Annotated in this window: 17 protein-coding genes; 7 read left to right on the forward strand and 10 right to left on the reverse strand. The window is 42.3% G+C overall.

Annotation, left to right across the window (positions count from 1 at the left end; translation table 11 throughout):
• Positions 1–57: 57 nt before the first annotated feature.
• Entirely contained in the window at positions 58–2691 is a 2634-nt protein-coding gene (gene mutS / locus ACH3Z1_RS10160) for a DNA mismatch repair protein MutS (protein ID WP_490821821.1), read from the reverse strand.
• A 135-nt stretch (positions 2692–2826) separates the two neighbouring features.
• Positions 2827–4383, reverse strand: coding sequence for a M28 family metallopeptidase (locus tag ACH3Z1_RS10165; protein ID WP_490821822.1), 1557 nt, complete (start codon positions 4381–4383; stop codon positions 2827–2829).
• Between the two features lie 131 nt (positions 4384–4514).
• Between ACH3Z1_RS10165 and ACH3Z1_RS10170 the strand changes: the two genes are divergently transcribed.
• The 5 genes from ACH3Z1_RS10170 (at position 4515) to ACH3Z1_RS10190 (ending at position 8295) form a co-directional block, all read left to right on the forward strand.
• Complete coding sequence (locus ACH3Z1_RS10170; protein WP_490821823.1) at positions 4515–5042, forward strand: RNA methyltransferase; 528 nt, start codon at positions 4515–4517, stop codon at positions 5040–5042.
• Positions 5043–5154: 112 nt separating this feature from the next.
• Positions 5155–6057 (forward strand): UbiA-like polyprenyltransferase, encoded by a 903-nt coding sequence (locus ACH3Z1_RS10175; protein ID WP_490821824.1) that lies wholly within the window; start codon positions 5155–5157, stop codon positions 6055–6057.
• A gap of 214 nt (positions 6058–6271) precedes the next feature.
• A complete protein-coding gene (gene ruvX, locus ACH3Z1_RS10180; protein ID WP_490821825.1) occupies positions 6272–6688 on the forward strand; it encodes a Holliday junction resolvase RuvX in 417 nt (138 codons plus the stop codon).
• A gap of 99 nt (positions 6689–6787) precedes the next feature.
• Positions 6788–7366 carry a peptide deformylase gene (gene def, locus ACH3Z1_RS10185; protein ID WP_490821826.1) on the forward strand — a complete coding sequence of 193 codons (579 nt, stop codon included), beginning with the start codon at positions 6788–6790 and terminating at the stop codon, positions 7364–7366.
• Positions 7363–8295, forward strand: a complete 933-nt coding sequence (locus ACH3Z1_RS10190; RefSeq protein ID WP_490821827.1) for a hypothetical protein — start codon at positions 7363–7365, stop codon at positions 8293–8295. Before def ends, ACH3Z1_RS10190 begins: the two co-directional genes overlap by 4 nt.
• A 47-nt stretch (positions 8296–8342) precedes the next feature.
• Here ACH3Z1_RS10190 and ACH3Z1_RS10195 read toward each other — a convergent pair whose 3' ends face one another.
• From ACH3Z1_RS10195 to ACH3Z1_RS10220, 6 genes are all read right to left on the reverse strand, one after another.
• Complete coding sequence (locus ACH3Z1_RS10195; RefSeq protein ID WP_490821828.1) at positions 8343–9350, reverse strand: hypothetical protein; 1008 nt, start codon at positions 9348–9350, stop codon at positions 8343–8345.
• A gap of 56 nt (positions 9351–9406) precedes the next feature.
• Complete coding sequence (locus ACH3Z1_RS10200) at positions 9407–11002, reverse strand: porin family protein (protein WP_490821829.1); 1596 nt, start codon at positions 11000–11002, stop codon at positions 9407–9409.
• 1 nt (position 11003) lies between these two features.
• Positions 11004–11540 carry an RNA polymerase sigma factor gene (locus ACH3Z1_RS10205; RefSeq protein ID WP_490821830.1) on the reverse strand — a complete coding sequence of 179 codons (537 nt, stop codon included), beginning with the start codon at positions 11538–11540 and terminating at the stop codon, positions 11004–11006.
• A gap of 170 nt (positions 11541–11710) precedes the next feature.
• Positions 11711–13399 carry a GH39 family glycosyl hydrolase gene (locus tag ACH3Z1_RS10210; protein WP_490821831.1) on the reverse strand — a complete coding sequence of 563 codons (1689 nt, stop codon included), beginning with the start codon at positions 13397–13399 and terminating at the stop codon, positions 11711–11713.
• A gap of 129 nt (positions 13400–13528) precedes the next feature.
• Positions 13529–14644, reverse strand: coding sequence for a carboxylate-amine ligase (locus tag ACH3Z1_RS10215; protein ID WP_490821832.1), 1116 nt, complete (start codon positions 14642–14644; stop codon positions 13529–13531).
• Positions 14644–15597: an ATP-grasp domain-containing protein gene (locus ACH3Z1_RS10220; RefSeq protein ID WP_490821833.1), complete on the reverse strand. Its 954-nt coding sequence runs from the start codon at positions 15595–15597 to the stop codon at positions 14644–14646. The genes ACH3Z1_RS10215 and ACH3Z1_RS10220 overlap by 1 nt, the downstream gene beginning before the upstream one ends.
• A 176-nt stretch (positions 15598–15773) precedes the next feature.
• Here ACH3Z1_RS10220 and ACH3Z1_RS10225 point away from each other — a divergent pair, with 176 nt between their 5' ends.
• Positions 15774–16598 (forward strand): alpha/beta hydrolase, encoded by an 825-nt coding sequence (locus ACH3Z1_RS10225; protein ID WP_490821834.1) that lies wholly within the window; start codon positions 15774–15776, stop codon positions 16596–16598.
• Between the two features lie 148 nt (positions 16599–16746).
• On the opposite strand, the gene ACH3Z1_RS10230 is transcribed toward ACH3Z1_RS10225, so the two are convergent.
• On the reverse strand, positions 16747–20016 hold the full coding sequence (locus ACH3Z1_RS10230) for a TonB-dependent receptor (RefSeq protein WP_490821835.1): 3270 nt from the start codon (positions 20014–20016) through the stop codon (positions 16747–16749).
• 228 nt (positions 20017–20244) lie between these two features.
• Here ACH3Z1_RS10230 and ACH3Z1_RS10235 point away from each other — a divergent pair, with 228 nt between their 5' ends.
• Complete coding sequence (locus tag ACH3Z1_RS10235; RefSeq protein WP_490821836.1) at positions 20245–21465, forward strand: bifunctional 3,4-dihydroxy-2-butanone-4-phosphate synthase/GTP cyclohydrolase II; 1221 nt, start codon at positions 20245–20247, stop codon at positions 21463–21465.
• 92 nt (positions 21466–21557) lie between these two features.
• On the opposite strand, the gene ACH3Z1_RS10240 is transcribed toward ACH3Z1_RS10235, so the two are convergent.
• Positions 21558–22544, reverse strand: a complete 987-nt coding sequence (locus ACH3Z1_RS10240) for a PhoH family protein (protein WP_490821837.1) — start codon at positions 22542–22544, stop codon at positions 21558–21560.
• Positions 22545–22723: the final 179 nt, after the last annotated feature.

Below are 22723 nucleotides of genomic sequence, written 5' to 3' on the forward strand. Positions count from 1 at the left end.
GTAACAAAGTTTTCATTATTGACCATTGACCATTGACCATTGACCATTGACCATTGACTATTTCAATTTTTCCTTTATCTCATTCAGCTTCATCAAGGCTTCTACAGGTGTGAGTCTGTTGATATCGATTTCGTTGAGTGTTTTGCGGATATCGTCAAAGGTTTCCGAGTGTGCATCAAAAATAGAGAGCTGCATCTTCGGGCCACTGATTTCTTTAACAGCCTGCTGTAATCTCTCTTTCTGACTTCCGGTCTTTCTGTCTTCCGGACTTTCATCAACATGTTTCTCCTCCAGTTGTACCAAAATTTCATTGGCTCTCTGAATCAGTTCAGGAGGCATGCCCGCCATCTTGGCCACGTGAATACCAAAACTATGTGTACTGCCACCCGGCGCCAGTTTACGGAGGAAAATGATTTTATTGCCTACTTCTTTATTGGTTACATGAAAGTTTTTTACGCGGGGTAATTTCTCTTCCAGTTCATTCAGTTCGTGATAGTGTGTGGCAAATAAAGTTTTGGGGGCATGTGTAGAGCCGTGTAAATATTCTACAATACTCCAGGCAATGGATATACCATCGTAGGTTGAAGTGCCTCTTCCAATTTCATCGAGCAATACCAGGCTTCTGCCCGAAATATTATTAATGATACTGGCCGTTTCATTCATCTCTACCATAAAAGTAGATTCACCACCACTCAGGTTATCACTGGCACCCACACGGGTAAAAATTTTATCGGTAAGTGGTACTTTGGCAACGGAAGCAGGTACAAAACTTCCGATATGTGTCATCAAAGTAATGAGTGCAGTCTGTCGGAGAATGGCACTCTTACCACTCATATTGGGTCCTGTAAGAATGATGATCTGTTGTGCTGAAGGATCTAAAATAATATCGTTGGTAATATAGGTTTCTCCCGGTGGAAGATTTCTTTCGATAACAGGATGGCGACTGTCTTTTAAATCGAGTACATGCCCTTCATGTAGTTCCGGTTTTTTATATTGATAGAGCAAAGCTGTTTCTGCAAAAGAAATCAGGCAATCTAATTGTGCCAGTACCTGTGCATTCTGCTGTATGGCGGCAATATGGGGTTGAAGGTCCTGTAATAAAAGATCATATAGTTCCAGCTCAATGGCCAGTATTTTATCTTCTGCACCTACAATCTTCTCTTCGTATTCTTTTAACTCAGGTGTGATATACCGTTCTGCATTGGCCAGCGTTTGTTTGCGTATCCAGTCTGCGGGTACTTTGTTTTTATGTGAGTTGGTTACTTCAAGATAATACCCAAACACATTATTGAAACTGATTTTTAAAGAGGAAATACCTGTTCTTTCTGCCTCACGCTGTTGTATGTTGATGAGGAATTCTTTGCCGCCTGTAGCTATGTTCCGAAGCTGGTCGAGCTCTGCATGAACACCCGCTCTGAATACCTCACCTTTATTAGCAGCAACAGGTGGATTATCTGTTAAAGATGCAGTGATAGATGCAATAAGCGAAGGGCAGGGGTTTAACAATTGTGCCGCATGCAGTAGTAAAGGATCGGTTGCTGTACTGCAATGTTCTTTAATGGATGCCACCTGCTGTAACCCTCTGGCCAGTTGTAATACTTCTCTGGGGTTTATTTTTTTATTGGGTACTTTACCCACCAGCCGCTCAATATCTCCACAATGTTCTATAGCCTGCAGAAGCTGTTTGCGTGTTTCTGTGTGCAATAAAAAATATTCAACCGTATTGAGCCTTTCCCTGATTTTGACAGCATCTTTTAAAGGAAAGATCAGCCATCTTCTCAACAACCTTGCACCCATGGGACTCACGGTATGATCTATTACTTTCAGCAGGCTGTTGCCGTTTTCGGTTCCGGTGCTGAGTATTTCGAGGTTACGGATGGTGAAGCGATCCATCCATAAAAAATCATCCCGCTCAATTCTTTGAATGGAACTGATGTGTTGCAGGTTGGGATGTTCTGTTTCTTTCAGGTAATATAAGATAGCACCTGCCGCAACAAGTCCCTTTGATAAATGCTCTACACCAAAACCTTTTAAGGTATGGGTTTGGAAATGTTTGAGTAAGCTTTCTGTTGTAAAAGCTTCATCAAATATCCAGCTCTCCATGGTATAAGTGTAGAATCGGTTGCCATGGGTTTCTTTAAAAGCTTTCTGGTAGTTTCGCTGGAAAATAACTTCGGCTGGTTTAAGACCCTGCAGGAGATTGTCGATGTATTCATCATTCCCTTCTGCAATAAAAAATTCCCCGGTGGAGATATCTAGAAAAGCAATACCTGTTTCTGTATCTGTATAGTGAATGGCGGCCAGAAAATTATTACTGGCCTGGTCGAGTAGTTTGTCGTTGGTGGCCACACCGGGGGTAACCATTTCGGTAACACCTCTTTTTACAATACCTTTTACTGTTTTGGGATCTTCCAACTGGTCGCAGATGGCTACGCGATGACCTGCTTTTACCAGTTTGTGTAAATAGGTATCCAGTGCATGATGCGGGAAACCTGCTAATTCGCTGGAGGAGGCAGCGCCATTGTTTCTTTTGGTAAGTGTAATACCCAATACACGCGAAGCAATTATGGCATCTTCTCCAAAAGTCTCATAAAAATCTCCCACCCTGAACAACAAAATGGCATCAGGATATTTCTGTTTGATGGCCCTGTGTTGTTGCATTAAAGGTGTGTCAGCCGCGGATTTTGCCATAGGAGCAAATATAGAATTTGAAAATGAGTTAATTTGAAAATTTGAAAATGAAAATGGGCTTTTTGCATAGCAAAAAGCCCATCAGATGCCATATTGTAATTTTCAAATTAGCACATTTTCAAATTCATCAATTACCTAGTTCCTTGGTTTGGGCATAGCCTTACGTGGCAGCTTCGCATCGCGCTGGGCGGTGTTGTAGGTGAAGGCTGCTACAATGGTAGCTATTTGTTTGAGATCATCTGCAATCAGGTGATCATATACATCCATATTGCTGTGGTGTGTACGGGTATCGTATTCAATAGGATCCTGTATAAACTGGAAACCTGGTAATCCAACACCATCAAATGCCTGGTGATCGGTACCGCCTGTATTGCTGATGGTTACAGTAGTGGCACCCAGATCTTTGAAAGGTTCTAACCATGCACTGAAAATGGCTTTACACTCTGCATTACCCTGTAAATAAATACCGCGAATTTTTCCGGTACCATTGTCGATATTGTAATAAGCGGAGAATTTTTCGTGTGCAGGTAAAGTCTGCATGGTAGCCGGATCAGCAAAAGTTTTCTTTACATAATTGCGTGAACCCAGCAAGCCCTGTTCTTCACCACTCCATAAACCGATACGGATGGTTCTTTTGGGCTGAACACCCAATGTTTTCAGGATACGCATGGCTTCCATCATTACAGCAGAACCAGAAGCATTGTCTGTTGCACCGGTACCTGACTGCCATGAATCGAGGTGGGCGCCAATCATTACAATTTCATCTTTCAATGCTGGGTCTGTACCAGGAATTTCAGCGATCACATTATAACCCTGCAGGTCTTTGGTCTGGAATTTTGTTTTTACATCTACATCCATTTTAACAGGGGTACCTGATTTAACTAAACGTAAAATGGTATTATAATCTTCAATACCCAGTGCCATATCAAGGAAATTCTCAGGATCTGTTCCTTTATAAGCACCGCCACCCTGGGCAAAAATGGTTCCGTCGTGGTTACGTGTGCTGGTTGTAAACATACCAACAGCACCTTCTTTCTGCGCCATCATTTTCAATAATGCCAATGCTCTTACCGCAGGATTAGGTGTTCCCCTGAATCCACCACCGCCACCGGGTCCGGCAGGATTAGCAGGAGGAAGTGTTGCTGCCGCCATTCTGGCTAACTGAGAATCTGTATAACGAACTGCATCTGCCCTGAAACTGTGTTTATATTCGGTAAGCTGGTCAACAATCAGAATTTTATTTTTCAACTGACCCTTATATGCTTCAATCTGAGCAGAATCTTTAACGGTAACCACCAATACCTCTCCATTTTTTAAACCCTTTGTTCCGGCGGTCCATGTTTTGGGCCAGGCAAGAATGGGTTTATAATAAGGAGCAGTTACGGCTACATACATTTTTTCCAAATCCCATCCTTTACCAAATTCACCCCATGGGTCGATCGTGGCATTGGATACGCCCCAGCCGGTGAGTGCTTCTTTTGCATAATTGGCGGCACGGGCATAACCGGCAGAATTGGTAAGACGGTTACCACTTTTATCGGTTAAATTGAAGGCTATGTCCATTACCTGTGAACGTTGTAATCCTTCTTCACGGATTTTCTTCATCATCTCCAGGTCGACTTTCTCCTGCGCCATTGCAGTCATTGGCATACTCAGGGCCAGTAACCAGGCATAACGGTTTAATTTTCTCATATTGGTTGGTTTATGGTTATCAGACCATGGTCTATAGTCAATGCACCATGGTCAAAAAGGACGGTTAATTTACTTATTCTGCTACAATTGGCCATCACCATTATTTGAATGGTTGAGTTTACCTTTGCCGGATGCGAAAACTAAGCATGGAAGAGCTGGGCCGTAAATCGGTGGCAGCATTTAAGGAAGCGGAAAAAAACAAGGTAATGGTTGTACTCGATAATATCCGCAGTATGCATAATGTAGGAAGTGTGTTTCGTTCTGCAGATGCTTTTCTGGTAGAAGGTATCTGTTTATGCGGTTATACCCCTCAGCCACCTCATCGCGATATTCATAAAACAGCTTTGGGTGCCACTGAAACCATTGACTGGATACACCTGCCCACTACTTTGGAAGCGGTACAACAACTGAAAGAAAAAGGCTATAAAGTGTTTGCATTAGAACAGGTGGAAGGAAGTATACCACTGGATCAGTTTAAGACAGACAACTTTTTTCCGTTGGCTATTGTATTAGGTAATGAAGTTGAAGGCGTTGATGCTGAAGTATTGAAGCTATGCGATGGCTGTATTGAAATACCCCAGTTTGGCATGAAACACTCATTGAATGTTTCAGTAGCTGCAGGGATTGTTTTATGGGAACTGGTGAGAGGGAAGAGGTAGGATGGCAGATATCAGATGTTAGATTTCTGATGTCGGATGTCTGATTTAGAGTTCGATATTGGATATTCGTTATTCTTGTTCCTTGATACTTGAATCTTATCTAATCTTTTTTATGACTGTTATCAAAAATTACCTGAGCCTTGTAAAATTTTCCCATACCATTTTTGCATTGCCCTTTGCGATGATAGGGCTGGTGCTGGGTTTTAAACAGGCTGCTGTATTGCCTTCGGGCTGGTTACAGCAGCAGTTGGGCGACAGGATTCATCCTTATGTGATCAGTTTAGTACTGGTACTGATTTGTATGGTAACGGCACGTAGTGCTGCGATGGCTTTTAACCGTTATCTTGATCGGCAATTCGATGCAAAAAACCCGCGTACCGCCATTCGTGAAATACCGCGTGGTATTATTTCTCCCAATAGCGCGTTACGTTTTGTGATTTTTAATAGCGGTTTGTTTATACTTGCTACATGGTTTATTAATCCCATTTGCTTTTACCTGTCGCCGGTAGCCTTATTCGTGATTCTTTTTTATAGCTATACTAAAAGATTTACAATGTTTTGTCACCTGGTACTTGGACTAGGCCTCTCGCTTGCACCTATCGGGGCTTATTTGGCGGTTACAGGTGAATTTGCTGTTTTACCGATTCTTTTTTCACTGGCAGTTATTTTCTGGGTGAGTGGTTTTGATATTATTTATGCCATGCAGGACGTAGAGTTCGACCAGTCGCAAAAATTATATTCTATTCCATCTGTGTTGGGAAAGAAAAAAGCGCTATGGGTATCAATGCTGTTACATGTCTTGAGTGCGGGATGTATCATTGCAGCAGGTTTTAATGGTTCTTTTCACTGGATTTACTGGATAGCCACTGCTGTATTCTCAGGTATGCTGATCTATCAGCACTCCATTGTAAAACCCAATGACCTCAGTAAAGTAAATATTGCTTTTATGACTGCGAATGGAATAGCCAGTGTGGTTTTTGGCATGCTGGTGATAGCTGCATTGTTATTGGGGTGAATGCTGCAATAAATCAAAAATCAAAATTAAAAAGTCAAAACAAAGAAAGGTGGTACAATAAACAAAGCTGCTGTTTAGTTTTCCTTACCGACATCCGACATCCGACATCCGACATCCGACATCCGACATCCGACATCCGACATCCGACATCCGACATCCTTTCCCTAAATTCGCAGTACCGACTTTCGGACTTTCCCGACTTCCGGTCTCGCAAATGGCAAGAATACTCTGCATAGATTATGGCGGTAAAAGAACCGGAATTGCGGTAACTGATCCTTTGCAGATCATTGCCAGTGCATTAACCACCATTCCTACCAAAGAGCTCATTGTTTTCCTGAAAAAATATACGCAACAGGAAGAAGTTGAACTGATTCTCATAGGTGAACCACTTGGTCTCGACGATAAGCCAACCCATGCTACACCATTGGTTAAAAAAGCCATCCAGCAATTAAAAAAAGAATTTCCCTCCGTTCCTATTGTTACGGTAGATGAACGCTATACCAGTAAAATGGCTTCCCGGGCCATGATCGATATGGGTATGAAGAAAAAAGATCGCCAGAATAAGGGAAATGTTGACCAGATAGCGGCTACTATTATGTTACAGGAGTATATGGAGAGAAGTCAAAAGTAAAAGACTCCTTCTGAGAATTTTCACTTTCTCTTACCATCCCCATTTGCTGGTTGCCCAAATTCGGGGTATTTTCGCAGATTATTAAATACGGATGATTCAATGATACTACCTATTGTAGCCTACGGGGCACAGGTTCTCAGAAAGAAAGGAACGGAAATAACAGCCGAATATCCCGGCCTCTCAAAACTGATTGAAGATATGTGGGAAACCATGTATGCCAGTAATGGGGTGGGATTGGCTGCGCCACAGATCAATAAAGATATTCGGTTATTTGTGGTAGACAGTGCGCAAATTTTTGAACACCAGGAAGCAGAAGATAAAGGGAAATATCCTGATGAACCCGGCATTAAACGTGTGTTTATCAATGCACGAATTAAATCACTTGCCGGTGAAGAGTGGCCCTATAATGAAGGATGCCTGAGTATTCCCAATATACGTGAAGATGTATTTCGTGCGGAAGAAGTAGAATTGGAGTATATGAATGAGCAGTTTGAACCGCAGGTGGAAACATTTAAAGGGATTACCGCACGTGTAATTTTACATGAGTACGATCATATAGAAGGTAAATTGTTTATCGATTATCTTAAACCACTACGCAAGAAAATGTTACAGGGTAAGCTGAATGATATCAGCAAAGGAAAAGCAAGAGTGGATTATAAAATGATCTTCATTAAATGATACGTACACTATCTGTTATTGTCATTAGTTTTATTGCAGTCACTACGCTGAAAGCACAGGATACTGCTGTAGTGATCGATAACCAGGCATTTACTTTGTCGGAAGTGGTGGTGCGTAATAATTTTGATTATAAAAGATTACTTACGCAAATAAAAGAAGATACATCCTTTTATAAAGCCTTCCGAAACCTGCGCATCCTGGGTTTTACTTCCTATAACGATATAAAAATGCTGGATAAAAAAGGCGCTGTAAAAGCATCTTTGTACAGTAAAACAAGACAAAACAGGGCAGATGGGTGCAGAACAATGGATATCCTGGAAGAAAAAATAACAGGTGATTTCTACGACAATAAAAAAGAGTTCAATTATACCACACCTGAATTGTATGCCGGTCTTTTTTTTACAACAGGCAAAGTTTGTGGGGAGGATAATATTGTAAAAGGCCGGGTAAGAAGTACCAGTAACAAAAAGGGAATGGAAAAACACAAGGAACAATTAAAAATGTTGTTCTTCAATCCGGGGAAGAAAATACCAGGCATTCCTTTTATTGGCAATAAACTCGATCTCTACGATGATGATGCGCATAAATTATATGATTACCGTCTCGACCTTGAAGAGTACAAAGGACAGCTCTGTTATGTGTTTTCCATTACACCAAAAGAAAAACTTGGAGAGAAAAGCGACAGGGTAGTGGTAGATCAAATGACCACCTGGTTTGACCAGAAAACACTGGAAGTGATGGGACGTAATTATTCGCTGAGCTATAAAGCTTTCGTATACGATTTCAATGTGCAGATGGAAGTAGAGATGGGCAAATTTGAAGGGCTAACCGTTCCCAAAATTCTCCGCTATAAGGGTAATTGGGATGCTATGTTAAAGAAAAGGGAACGGGCTGTTTTCACAGCTACTTTATTTGATTTCAAAAAATAAGGATCGCTTTTGACGATCCTTATATAAAATCCCACACCCTTGTAATCCTATAAGTTGTTGATATAAGCGAGTATATCTGAAAGACTTTTCTTTTGCGGTTCTATCTTATACACATTATTCGTTCCCACATCATTCACCAGACGGGTTCCCAGGTATAAATCGGTGCCTAATCTTGAAAAACTCAGGATCCTGATCTTCGCCCCTTTGGGAATACGCATGGTAGTAAAACTTCTTGACCTGTATTCTGCGGTAAGGTTCACCACTATTTTCTGGTTCTCAAATACGGCATATACCACGGTGTTTTTATTGGTGAAATTCTGTGGCAGGTAAGCGAAAATATTGATATGTGGCAAACTACTGTCGATATAACGGTTGGCAGCAGTCCATCTTAATTGTGTGGTGGTAAGTTCATACCCTTTTAATGGGTTACCCAACGAATCCTGTCCCTGCCAGGTTTTGATCCAACTGGTATCTGTATGCCTTGTCCAGGTATGTAAAGTATCAATGCCGCTTGAAATAAAAGGAAGTGTTTCTCTTGCATGGAATACCTGCATATTGGTTTTAGGTTCTTCTGTATCAGCAAAACGTACTGTAATGGAGGCATTGGGTGCCAGTGTTAATTCCTGACCATTTTTAACAACGCGCATAAAAAAACCACCACCACTTTCTACAAGGTAACCAGCCGATGTAGTGGGTTTGAAGAACTTGATAAAATCACCTTTCTTTTTCAACCTGAAAAATTCTAGTCTCACTTTTCCGGTGGCAACTGTTCCTGAATTTTTTTCAGTGAAAGAGGCTGCAGGGATACGGATAGAGATATAATCTTTCAGTGTAATGGTATCGCCAAGGGTACAATCAAAAGTGTCAATGATGAGATCAGGTAAGAACTGGTTGGCCAGTTGGTGTATGGGGGCATTACCAGGTGTGGTACTAGCCCATACTGTATCATTACGAGGATCCCCGGGGTAGGTGGTAAAATTGTCTGACAGTTCTTTTTTACAGGCTGTAAAGAAGAAGAGCATTACAATCGCTGAGATGAATACATTCTTTTTCATAATCATTTCTTATCGCTTCAACAATAAGATACTGTTGTGTTTTTATTCGTTGCCTGTTACTTTCTGTTTAAGTTATACCTTAAGCCAATCGATAATCCTCCCAAACTGAATTTTTGTTGATAGGAAGCCTGTGCATTGGTAATGCCTGAAAGATTATACCTGAAATAAGGTTCAAAAAACAACTGTGTATTCTCACCCATTCTCTTTAATACACTAATACCCCCATATAAACCCAGGCCAATATTATTTTTATACACCTGGTTACTTCCTTTGCTGATGGGTACTGCAGCCATGCTGCTGTCGAGTATCACACCCTGGTACCAGGATGAAATATTAAAAACAACACCGGCATTAATGCCAAACTGCAGGTTATCATTGCCAAACTGATAGCCAACAGTAACAGGAATATCAAAGCTGCGGTAACGGTTTTTGATGGAATTGGTTTTATAACCTACCTGCTGTACTGTACTCGTATCTGTAACTCTTAATGTGTCACCCGGGCCCCGAATAATGGTTCTGACCGAAATAACTGTGATGGTTTTTACTTCATCTTCTGTACGATAGGTGAATTTCTCATTGATCTGTGTATACTGAACACCTGTTTTTACAAGAAAATTATCGGTGATGGGTTTCACGAGACGAACACCTGCTGAATAACCTAAACGCATACTTTCACTGCTGTCTTTTTTTGCCAGATATTGTGTTGTGGCAGATCTGTTTTCAATGCTCTTGAAAGCAATATCAGGTGACACATATACTTCTGCAAACCAGTCTGTGTTCCGGACTTTATAGGGGGGGCAAATAATAATGTTTTTGTATTTTTTCGAGTAGGCACTGCTGATCTGCTCTTTTTGCATCAGTCCACTCAATCCAAAATTTGCTTTACCCAGTGAAAGGGTATTGCCTGGCTCGAAATTGCCGGCGAAAGTAACAGGGTAAACCATTGCTTCCTCGCTAATGTCAGTAGTAGCTACGGTATTATTTGTTTCATTTTTAGCGAGTTCAGCAGAACGAATAAAGGGAACAGCAATACTGTTTCGGTTTGCTTTGCCCAATGCCTGTAATGATTCGATACTGCCTTGTGTTATGCTCTTTCTGTTATTATTGCTGATATTGATATTGTTGATGCTTTTTGTGGCAGCCATATTTTCTACGCGGGCGTTTGTAGCATTGCCTGAAGACGAAGAGGTGGCTTCATTTTTATCTGCGGCGGTGAATCCCTTTGTTACAGATAGTTTAGATGAAGCAGTGGCTTCCGGTTGTTCTGGATCTGTATTTGTTTTATTGATGATAGTAGCCTGCGATTCTTCATTGTTTGCAGGCTGGTTGTTTGGGTTGTTGGTAAGAGAATTGTCTTTTTCAGTAAGTGTAGATGTGCCAGTTGTAGAACCTGTCTGTGCCACAGTATTCTGCCCTGTTGTGCTGCTGCCGGTAGCATCATCACTGAATATAAAATAACCTGTTACGGAGCCGGCCAGTATCAGCAGGGCGAGCAGTGGCAGGCCCCAACGGAATTTTCTGGGGATGATAATGCCTTTGCGGTCATCATCATCTTTGGCAGGGTTCACTTTATCCCACAACCCAGCCGGCACAGGCGCAGAATGGTCGTGGAGTTTAGCCCTGACGAAATTGTCAAATTGATTATCGGTCATTTTATACAGCAATTTTTTGCAATTGTAGGATTTGTTGTTGCAGCATCTTCCGCGCCTTTACTAACTGGCTGCGGCTGGTGCCGGGTTGTATATGTAGCATTTCTGCGATTTCTTCATGACTATAGCCCTCAATCACATTCAGGTTAAATACCAGCCTGTAGCCATCGGGTAACTGGTTAATCAGTTTCATCAGGTCTTCTTCACCGAGATGGGTATAAGCACTTGCTTCCACCTGAGGGCCACTGCTGCTGTGATCGTCAATATCCTTAAACTTCATTTTCTTGCGCTCGAGATGGCGGATAGCAGTGTTGACCACAATACGCCTGATCCAGCCCTCAAAGGACCCTTCAAACTTGAACTGGCCGATATACTGGAAAACTTTGATAAAGGCATCCTGGATCATGTCCTCAGCCTCCATGGCGTCATTGGCATAGCGAAGGCATACGCCCATCATCTTACCGGCATACTTTTCAAAAAGCATGCGCTGGCAACTGTTATCCTGCCTGATACAGCCTCTAATCAGATCATGTTCTGTCACCTGCGGGGTAGTTTAGTGGGTTGACGTCGCTTACATAGATACCACTTTATGCTGTATTGTTGCCCGGAATGGGACGAATTTTGCACGAAAAATAGACAAAACCCGGGCAGAGACCCAGGTTTTAATTGAGAAAGAAGCCTTAAAATTTAAAAATCCGACAGTTGAGCAGGTTATTTCCAGGTGAGTTGCAGCAATGAAACACCCTGTCTGGGCAGTTCCATCTGAATTTCTGCAACATGATTATTCAGTTTCACCGTTTTAGGTTTCTCGAGTAGACTCAACTGGCCTGCTTTTTCCAGTTCTTTGATCTGTTCAGGACTGGGTTGTTGCGGCGACCCCATTTTTTTCCAGACCTCATAAGAATTGCTGTGTTTGTCATCAATCCGGTAATGGGTGAGCAGGGCTTTTTTAGCCGGAATATTTTTAATGGTTACGGAAACAGGTGATGCAGGTGCAGGAAGGTCATCATCGTGGTAATTCCAGACCATTATGCTGGCTGTTTTTTGTTCGTAACTGGCCAGGGCATTGATATCGGCTTCCCTTCTCACACTTGAATCGCGCACGCGTAAAAAATCATAGGCCATATTGCCGCTTACTTCTAACCGCTGACCACCCATTTTTCCATACATCCTGAATACGTTCAATACCGGCTTATCAACACCATTGGTAGCCAGGTCGCGGAAACCATGAAACCAGGGCTGGTCTTCAAATTCAAATGCCCATGAAACCGCACCGATAAAATTGATTTTATAATAGTCAGCCAGTTCATATTTGCGTGCAAAAGCAGCAGCCGTATAGCTCGAAAACATGGTGCCATTTCTATAAGCGTTTTCAGGATTGGTATGCATGCCACAAGCCGCACATCCTTCCGGATCAGATTCACCAATAATAATAGGAAGATGTTTTAATTCGGGGAAAGACGATACCAGCTCAAAACCATTATTAACTGCCCGCATCTGGGTACCAAGATTCATCCTGACATGTCCTCTCACAACACTCGGTGCACCTTTGGCATGAAAGGTAATAAAGTCGAGTGGGGCGCCTATTTTTCCTGTTACATAATTGGTATCTCTCAATACATGTTGCAGAAATCCTTCCAGCAAGCGATAACCCGATAAACGACCGAGCGGACCCGTACCATCCACACCCCCCACTTTAGCAGTTGGCAATGCTCTTTTGATGGCATCAGCCGTATAATCATACAATTTAAAAAACTCCTGTCTTGTTCCTCTCCAGTAAGCCAGGTCGGGTTCGTTCCAGAGTTCCCAGTACCATGATTCTACTTCTGCTTTACCATAACGTTCAACAGAATGTTTTACCCATTCAAATACCAGTGCGGCCCACTTCTTATAATCTTTGGGAGGATAGGCCCAGCCGGTATAAATACTTCCATAAGGGTCGCCCGGTTTCCAGTTGTGGCGGTAAGGTTCTGGTTTGGTGGATAGCGCCTGCGGCATAAAACCTACTTCTGCCATGGGCTTGATGCCTCTTGCCAGGTAAGTATCAAAAATACTATCAACGATTTTCCAGTTATAAATCGGGTTGCCGTTTGCATCTTCTGTATAGGCATTGGTAGAACCCCATTTAAAAGAGGCTGATCCATCGCCTGTGGTAAGCATATTGTGTGCGCGGAAATAAACAGGAACAGATGGTTTGATCTGTCCTAGCGCTGTCAGTAATTTTTTTCCATCTTTCATGTACGCATAATTCGGTTCATCACATCCGAACCAGGCCCATACAGGTTCCATTTTCCCTTTTACTTTGTTCAGATCAACACTGATTGAAACTGCCTGTTGTGCCTGTATTTGCAGAGCAGAAAGCAGTATTACTGTTAGGAGCAGGGGAATGTTTTTTTTCATGTGATGCTTATGAGAGATTAAAATCGTCAAAATGACACTTAAAATTTTCTTTAATCGGTCAGCTTACAGGAATTTCCGGTATTAACCGGGTTCCTGTTTAAGCTTTATCCGATAAACTGCAGGAAAGGGTCAGACGGCAAGGGTGAGGAACTGGTCGTGTATATAATCAACCACTTCCACCAGGTTCTGGTTTTTATTGAATACAGCTAATTGTCTGTCTGCCCCGGTACCATGTTCAAAAATATTGGCTACATAATTGAGTGCAGGTCTGCTACCCAGGTCATCGGCCACATCATCTACAAAATCAAGCAGTTCCATGATGAGGGTTTTGGTATCGGCCTCAGTTTCTTTTCCGAAATCAATCAGTGTTCCATCAATACCGTACCTGCTGGCCCGCCATTTATTTTCATTGATGAGCGAACGCTGGTACATCATGAAATTGAGGTTCTGTGTTCGGAGTTTATAAATTTTGGCGCAAATGGCCTGAAACAATGCGGCAATGGCAATGGTTTCGTTGATGGTCATGGGCACATCGCAAATACGGAACTCTACTGTATTGAAGAATGGATGTACACGAATATCCCACCAGATCTTTTTCGCATTATCAATACAGTTGGTTTTGATGAGGAGGTTCACATAGCTTTCATACGCTTCAATGCTCTCAAAAAAATCGGGAATACCTGTGCGAGGAAACTTATCGAATACTTTGGTGCGAAAAGATTTATAACCTGTTTTTCTTCCTTCCCAGAAAGGGGAGTTGGTACTGAGTGCATAAACGTGCGGTAGAAAATACCTGGCCGTATTGGCAATATGAATGGCCATTCTACGGTCTTCCATACCCACATGAACATGTAAGCCAAAAATCAGGTTACTGCGGGCAGCTTCCTGGAGTTCATTTACAATCTGGTTATAGCGAACATGATCGGTAATGAGCTGGTTTTCCCAATGACTGAATGGGTGTGTACCTGATGCGGCTACCCAGAGACCCAGGTCACCTGCTACATTTGCAATGGTACCACGTAAGGCTGCCACATCATTAAATGCTTCTTCAATGTTTCGGCAGATATCAGTGCCTACTTCTACCACAGCCTGATGCATTTCGGCTTTTACTTTGTCTTTCAGGATCTTTTGTCCTTCCAAAACAATTTTTTGCTCATGGCTTTTTAATTCGCGGCTTTGCGGATCAATCACCATGTATTCTTCTTCCACGCCTAAAGTAAAATGCGAATAGTTCATATGTCCCATCAGATGAGTTTTTGTTTGGCACTGCTGCGTTTAATGTATTCTCCCCAGGTGAGGTTATCGGCTCCGTCTACCTGTGCCTGTGCTTTTTCAATGGCGTAAGTGGCTGCGGTTTCAACTACCCAGTCAAAATTCTCCTGACCAACACTTTTCAGGTCTGCATCAGGTGCAGGATTACAGAAATCAATGGCATAAGGAACACCATCACGAAGAGCCAGCTCTACGGTATTAAAATCATAACCGAGATAACGGTTGATGCGTAACACAATATCTTCCATTTGTTTCAGTCGCTCTGCCGATGGTTTGAAATCGGCTACATAGCGCAGATGGTGTGGATTGCGTGGCTCATAAGACATGATACGTACATATTTACCGCCAATACAATAACAACGGTAATATTCTTCAAAAACAATTTCTTCCTGTAACAGCATCACCAGTTCGCCTGTTTCACTGTGTTTCTCAAAGAAATCTTCCATACTGGTGAGCTTGTACACATTTTTCCATCCGCCACCTGCAAAGGGTTTCATGTAGGCCGGAAAACCAACATAACCGAAAATACCATCCCAGTCTAATGGATATGCCAGGTTACTGAATGACTGATCAGATGTATCGGCGGGCAGATCGCGGGAAGGGAGGATAACCGTTTTAGGAACGGGTACATTTATTTTGGTGGCGAGACAGTTATTAAAAAATTTTTCATCGGCACTCCACCAGAATGGATTGTTGATGACGGCCGTGCCACAAAGAGCTGCATTTTTCAGGAAAGCCCTGTAAAAGGGAACGTCCTGGCTAATTCGGTCAACGATCACCGCATATCCACTGGCTTCGCCCTGCATTACTTTGTCGATCCTCACAGGTTCGGCAACAATACCGGGAATATTCTTACTATTGATACGCTCCACAAAGGCCATCGGAAAACTTCTTTCCTGCCCGAATAAGATGCCGATCTTTTTCATAAGTCAGTTATTTGTTTTCAATTTAATCAGAATTTTTGAAATTAAGTGGGTAAGTCAGAAAGTCCGTGAGACCGAAAGTCTGAAAGAAAGATGGTGTTGAGATAAAATGCTTCGGACTTCCGGACTTTCCGACTTTCGGTCTTCCCGTCTTCCTCACTTTCCCCTATTTTTGAAACATGACCGAAGTGAGAACTGAATCGAGCCTGACGGCTATTTGTTTAACCCAGCACCTGTTTCATTCAGAATATCTTGAACGGGAAGTGACGATTGATGTTTATTTGCCTTTACAATACCAGCCACATGAGCAATTGAGTTTGCTGTTGATTAATGATGGGCAGGACCTGCCGAAAATGCCTTTTGATGAAATTTTGGATGGATTGACCGCAGCAGGTAAAATTGCTCCCATGATTTGTGTAGCCATTCATTGTGGACCCGATAGAAAAATGGAATATGGAACGGCATATGCTGCAGATTATAAGGGCCGTGGTGCAAAAGCTGGGTTGTATACCAAGTTTATTTTTGATGAACTGCTTCCTTTTATCCGCAAGACCTGTCAGATACCTTCTTTTAAAGACAAATCATTTGCGGGGTTTTCATTGGGAGCACTGAGTGCCATGGACATAGTATGGAACAATCCCAGTGAATTTAACCGTGTAGGTATTTTCAGTGGGTCATTGTGGTGGAGAAGAAAAGGGTATGAGGATGGATATGAGGATGAGAAAGACAGACTCATGCATTTACAGATTCGTAAAGGTGGCTTTTATCCATGGCTGAGAACTTTTATTCAATGTGGTTTATTGGATGAAGCAGCAGACAGAAACAACAATGGCGTTATAGATAGTATTGATGATGCGCTTGATTTGATTATAGAACTAAAAGCCAAAGGCTATACCGACGAACATATTCATTACCTCGAACTCGAAGAGGGAAAACATGATGTAGCTACCTGGGCGAAAGCGTTTCCGGATTTTTTGAAATGGGGATGGGGAAGGGAGGAATAATGAATCGTGAATGATGAATGGTCAATGAAATAATCGGGAACGAGCAATAAACTTTATTGCGATCAGGATCCCCCTTTACTGACTACTGACTACAAAAAAGCCATCCGCCTCAGGCGGATGGCTTTTTTACTATCAGTTCTAATGTTGATTAGAAGTTAAATCTCAGACCCAACTGGCTGATCCATCTTGCAGCATAAGCAGCATTGGTAGAAGTGCTTATATTGAATGGTGTTCTGATGTTTGGATTGAAACGGAATTGAGGAGTCAAATTGGTAGCACTTACATAACCTGCAAACTGTAACAATGCGAAGTTGTCATTTGCCATAAAGTAAGTACGTCCCCAGTTTCTGTTCAGCATATTACCAAAGTTAAACACGTCGTAAGTCAATTGGAACTGGTAACGTCTGTTGCCAATTTTCAGGTTGAAATCCTGTTGAATTTTCAAATCCAGAATATTGGTGAAAGGAAGACGACTGCCATTTCTTTCTGCAAACTTACCACGATTACCACTGAGGTATTTATCGTTGGCAATATATGCTTCCAATGCATCTTTTTGTTGTTGAGGAGTAGCTGTAACACCACCACCAGTTACAAAAGTCATTCCAGCTAATTCAGCAGAAGTTGGAATATAGATCAGGTCATTCGTACCGCCTGTACCATCATCACGTACCATTGAACCTACACCATTTACATAACTGAATGGGTTTCCAGACTGACCAGTATAAACCAGCGTAACGGTAGTAGCCAGTTTTTTGTCAGCATATTCAAATTTCTTGCTTACGTAAGCAAAGATTCTGTGACCTGCACTGAAATCGGAAGTTGAACGGGTAATAAAGTTACGACCGTTTACAGTTTCCATAAATCTCCACTGACTTTGGTTAACAGAACTGGTACCATCATTGATGGCAGTTGCATTACCAAATGAATAGCTCAGATCGAATCCAAAACCATTGCGCGTACGTTTAGCCACAGATGCTGTAAAGTTGAAACCAAAACCTTTAGGACCATCGTTATTGCTTAACAGCATGGCATTATCGTACGGATTAGAACCATCAGGATTCAAAGGAATGCGGGCGTTATTTGTAGTAACATAAACATTTCTGCTACCAGGGCCTACAGACTTTTCTGTAGGAGGTAAGATATTAATGTTGGTATAGTATATCTCGTTCATGTTCTGTGTGAAGATACCTTCAACACTACCAGACCAGCCATCTCCGAATTTCTTGTCAACCGCTAATGAAGTTCTGAAAATTTTTGGAGTGCTGAATTCAGCAGCCGTTAAATTCAATGGTCCTTTGGTGATACCTGCACCAACTTCTGCAGCAGTCCACTGTCCGTTTGGATTAGATCTGAAACGGATCGTGTTTGTCAGCTGTGTAGCGTTGGCTGTATAACCACCGATGAAGATACCGTTGTTGTTAAAGATACCACCTGGCCATACCAGTGGAATACGTCCCACAAACATTCCCAATCCACCACGTACCACGACGTTTTCTTCAGGAATTTTATACGTAAATCCAAATCTTGGAGAGAAGGCGATAGGTACTTTTGGTGATACACCGGAACGTGCACCTTTGAGATCATAATACTGAGAGAATTTAGGGATTGCTACAGTATTGGTATAGGTATCTGTCCATGGCTGGCTTAATACTTTGAAATAATCAGCTCTCAAACCAAAACTCAGAGTAAGGTTATCAGACGCTCTCATTTCATCGTTGATGAACAAGGAACCTTTGGCCATCATAAATTTGGCTGCGGCAGAGGTATTATCACCTTTTCCTGCATCAATGTTTGAAAAACCATAGGTATAAGCCTGGGGTCTTGCATTGGTAAGGAAATCGTTCAGGTTAGAATAAGTGTAGTTACCAAATGTGTTTTGGATAAATGCGTTATATACTTTGTTGAATTCCCAGTCAACACCCACTTTCAGCGAATGTTTACCCAGCGTGAATTTGAATTCGTCATATACAGACCAGTTTTTCTGGGTTAACAGGTTAACTGTTGAACTGTTATCAGGTCCGAATACGATCGCACCAGAACCATCATTGATACGAACACGTGGAAAATCCTGACCAATCGGGCTACGATCATCCAATACGTCGGTGAACGTGATTAACAATTTATTACTTGAACTTTTACCTACCAGACTCTTCAATTCAGCAGAAGTTGAATTGGTTCTTGTAGGGAAACGGTGTCCATTATTATAAAAGTTAATGATACCGGTACCGCTGGTTGATGTATTGAGACGTTCAGCTTTGGTGTAACGGTTACTAACCGATAATTTATGTCTGTCGCTGATGTTCCAGTCGATACGAGCAGTTATACGATCCGCGGATACTTCTTCCGTATTGTCTAAGAAACCACCTGGCTCATAACCAAAATTTGTCCTCAGGGTGTTAGCCAGTGAATTAATGGCGGCTAGACCTGCAGAACCGTTGGTATTACCAGCATACTGACTAAAGTCAAATGGTTGAGGGCGAACATCTCTTTGAAGATCTACGTTGATAAAGTAGAACAATTTATTTTTAGTAATTGCTCCACCTACACGGAAACCATAAGTTTTTTTGCTGAAATCAGATAATCTGGTAGCTGCAGATTTCAAACCAGTTGGTGTTTTACCAGCCAGTTTTTCATTCTGTAAGAAATAGTAAACAGAACCTTCTGTTTTATTGGTACCTGAACGGGTAATGGCATTGATACCACCACCTACGAAGTTACCCAACGAAGCATCAAATGGAGAAATCACCACCTGGAACTGGTCAACCGCATCAATTGAAATCGGTGCAATAGCAGCCTGACCGCCATTGGTACCTGATGCTGATAAACCAAATACATCGTTATTCACAGCGCCATCCACATAGAATGAATTATAACGGTTGTTCTGACCTGCAATGGTTACGGCACCTTCTGAAGCACCCAGTTTAGCCTGAGGAACAGCACGGAGGTAATCGTAAATATTACGTCCTACGGTAGGCAGGTTAGCCATTTTATCGCGGCCAATGATGGTTTCAGAACCACCTTTACCAGAAGCTTCGGTAGTTCTGCGTAAAGCAGTTACAGTTACTTCACCGAGATTGTTGCTTTTGGGAGCCAACGCAACATCCAGTTTAAAAGACTCACCCAGGCTCAGGTAAATCTCTGTTTTTTTCTCATTCGCATAGTTAACGAATGATACTTCTACTGAATATGGACCACCGGGGTTCATATTGCTGATGTCGAAACGACCACCTGTACGGCTTTGAACACGATAAACGGTACCGGTAGGCTCATGGGTTGCTGTTACGGTTGCACCAACCAGGATTTCTCCTGTATTGGTTTTTACAGTACCACTCATGCTACTGGTGGTGCTCTGTGCCAGTGTAAGTACCGGCATCAGTAAAACCGCAATTACAAATTGCAAGAGTCTTTTACTTAGCATAATGTTAATTTTTCAGTTGCAAAGAAAATGAATTATTGGCTTAGATATTCAACAGAATGTTAACAAAATATTGCCAGAACGGGTATTTCAGGCCATTTCTCGAATCTTGTTGTGTTTTTCGATGGTAAATGCTGTTTTTCATAGAAAATCAACTGTTTTTAGTCAAAAAATAACCCTCATTCCCAAATAGGTAAACCTGTTTGGCACATCGGGTGTAATTTTGCGCTGATGGAACAGTTCATACTTAACAGGATAGAGGATGCTATTCAGGACATCCGTGAAGGTAAAATGGTGATTGTGGTAGATGATGAAGACCGCGAAAATGAAGGAGATTTTATCATAGCGGCACGCCATGCAACACCCGAAGTGATCAATTTTATGAGCAAGGAAGGAAGGGGTCTGATTTGCGCTGCCCTAACCGAAGAACGTTGCAAAGAGCTGGACCTCAGTCCAATGGTAAGCTCCAATACTTCTCTGCATGAAACAGCTTTTACCGTTTCGGTGGACCTGATTGGACAAGGAACTACAACGGGTATATCTGCACAGGATCGTTCAAAAACCATACAGGCATTGATTCATCCCGATACCAAACCCGGCGACTTGGGCAGACCCGGTCATATTTTTCCACTCAGGGCAAAAGATGGCGGGGTATTACGCAGAACAGGGCATACAGAAGCCACAGTTGATTTAGCAAGACTGGCAGGATTGGAACCCGCCGGTGTATTGGTGGAAGTGATGAATGAAGATGGTACCATGGCCCGGTTACCACAATTGATGGAAATTGCTAAACGATTCTCCCTGAAAATCATCTCTATCAAAGACCTCATCGATTATCGCATGAAACGCGACTCGCTTATTGAAGAGCTGGTACGTGTAGATATGCCCACCAAATATGGCCAGTTTGATCTGGTAGCTTTCAAAGAAAAAACAAGCGGTGCAGAACACCTGGCTTTGATAAAAGGAGAGTGGAAAGAAGGGGAAGCCGTACTAACGCGTGTACACAGCAGTTGTTTTACCGGAGATATCTTGGGCAGCTTCCGTTGCGATTGCGGCGAACAGTTACAAAAAGCTATGAGAATGGTGGAAGCCGAAGGCAAAGGAGTAATACTCTACATGAACCAGGAAGGACGCGGTATTGGTCTCATCAATAAATTAAAAGCATACAAACTCCAGGAAGAAGGAATGGATACTGTAGAAGCCAACCTGCACCTGGGTTTTGGCATGGATGAGCGCGATTATGGTGTTGGCGCACAAATACTTCGTAAGCTCGGCATTTCAAAACTCAAACTCATGAGCAATAACCCACGCAAACGTGCCGGGTTAAAAGGCTATGGCCTTGAAATAGTTGATATTGTTCCCATCGAAATATCTCCCAATCCCCACAACGAAAAATACCTGAAAACCAAGAGAGATAAACTGGGGCATGAAATACTCGAGGAGGATGTATGATGGCAGATGTATGATCTCAGATGTCGGATTTGGGTTTCAAATCTTCTATCATAAATCTGACATCCGACATCTGCCATCATACATCCTACATTTTATCTTCTTCCCTGTCCGTACTCCTGTTCCTCTTTCTCGTGTTCCTTGTCATAAGCCCTGATGATGGCTTTCACGAGTCGGTGACGAACCACATCTTCCTCATTTAATTCAATATGCGCAATACCATCGATCTGTTGTAAGATGCGTGTGGCTTTTTCAAGACCGCTTCTCATGTTTCTTGGCAGGTCAATCTGAGTTGGATCGCCTGTAATAATGGCTTTTGCATTGGCACCAATACGCGTAAGGAACATTTTCAACTGAAGATCGTTGGTGTTTTGTGCCTCATCGAGAATGATGAATGCATTATCGAGCGTACGACCCCGCATATAAGCCAGTGGCGCAATTTCAATGGTACGTGTACTCATATAATACCCGAGTTTATCGGCGGGAATCATATCATCGAGTGCATCGTACAAGGGGCGCAGGTAGGGATCAATTTTTTCTTTGAGATCGCCGGGCAGAAAACCCAAACTTTCTCCCGCTTCCACAGCCGGACGTGTAAGAATAATTTTCTTTACCAGTTTATTCTTTAATGCACGTACCGCTAATGCAACGGCCGTATAAGTTTTACCGGTACCGGCCGGACCAATGGCAAAAACGATATCGTTTTTATCGGCAGCAGTTACCATTCTTTTCTGGTTCTGTGTACGGGCACGAACAGTTTTGCCATTCGGGCCGAAAACCAGAATATCATTGGGATTGCGGTCAACAAAATTGTCAACTGTTTCTGCGTCGTCTCCGCCTAATATCTGTTCAAAATAATTTTCGCTGAGGTGGCCGTTTCTTTCGAGGTACTGAATAATAAGATCAATTTTTTCTTTTGCTGATTCAATCTGTTCCGGGGCCCCGCTTAGTTTAATTTGTGTCCCGCGGGAGAGGATCTTTAATAATGGGAATTTCTTTTTCAGCAAATCTAACTTTCCGTTGTTCACGCCAAAGAATTCGATGGGGTTAACGGTTTCGAGGTTAATGATTGTCTCTGTCAAATCTGTTTCTGTTTTAGGTTCACGGAATCATGGAATACTTAACCAAACCATCCTTCTCAAATTTAATTTGTTATGTATGAGAATTCCTAATACATATTATGCACAGGTGTGGATAGGTTGCTCCATCAAATTTCCTGAATTGTCTTACGGGGCGGTGTGAAGATTGTGTGAAGTTTTGA

It is taken from the genome of Sediminibacterium sp. FW305-C-49 (assembly GCF_058231085.1).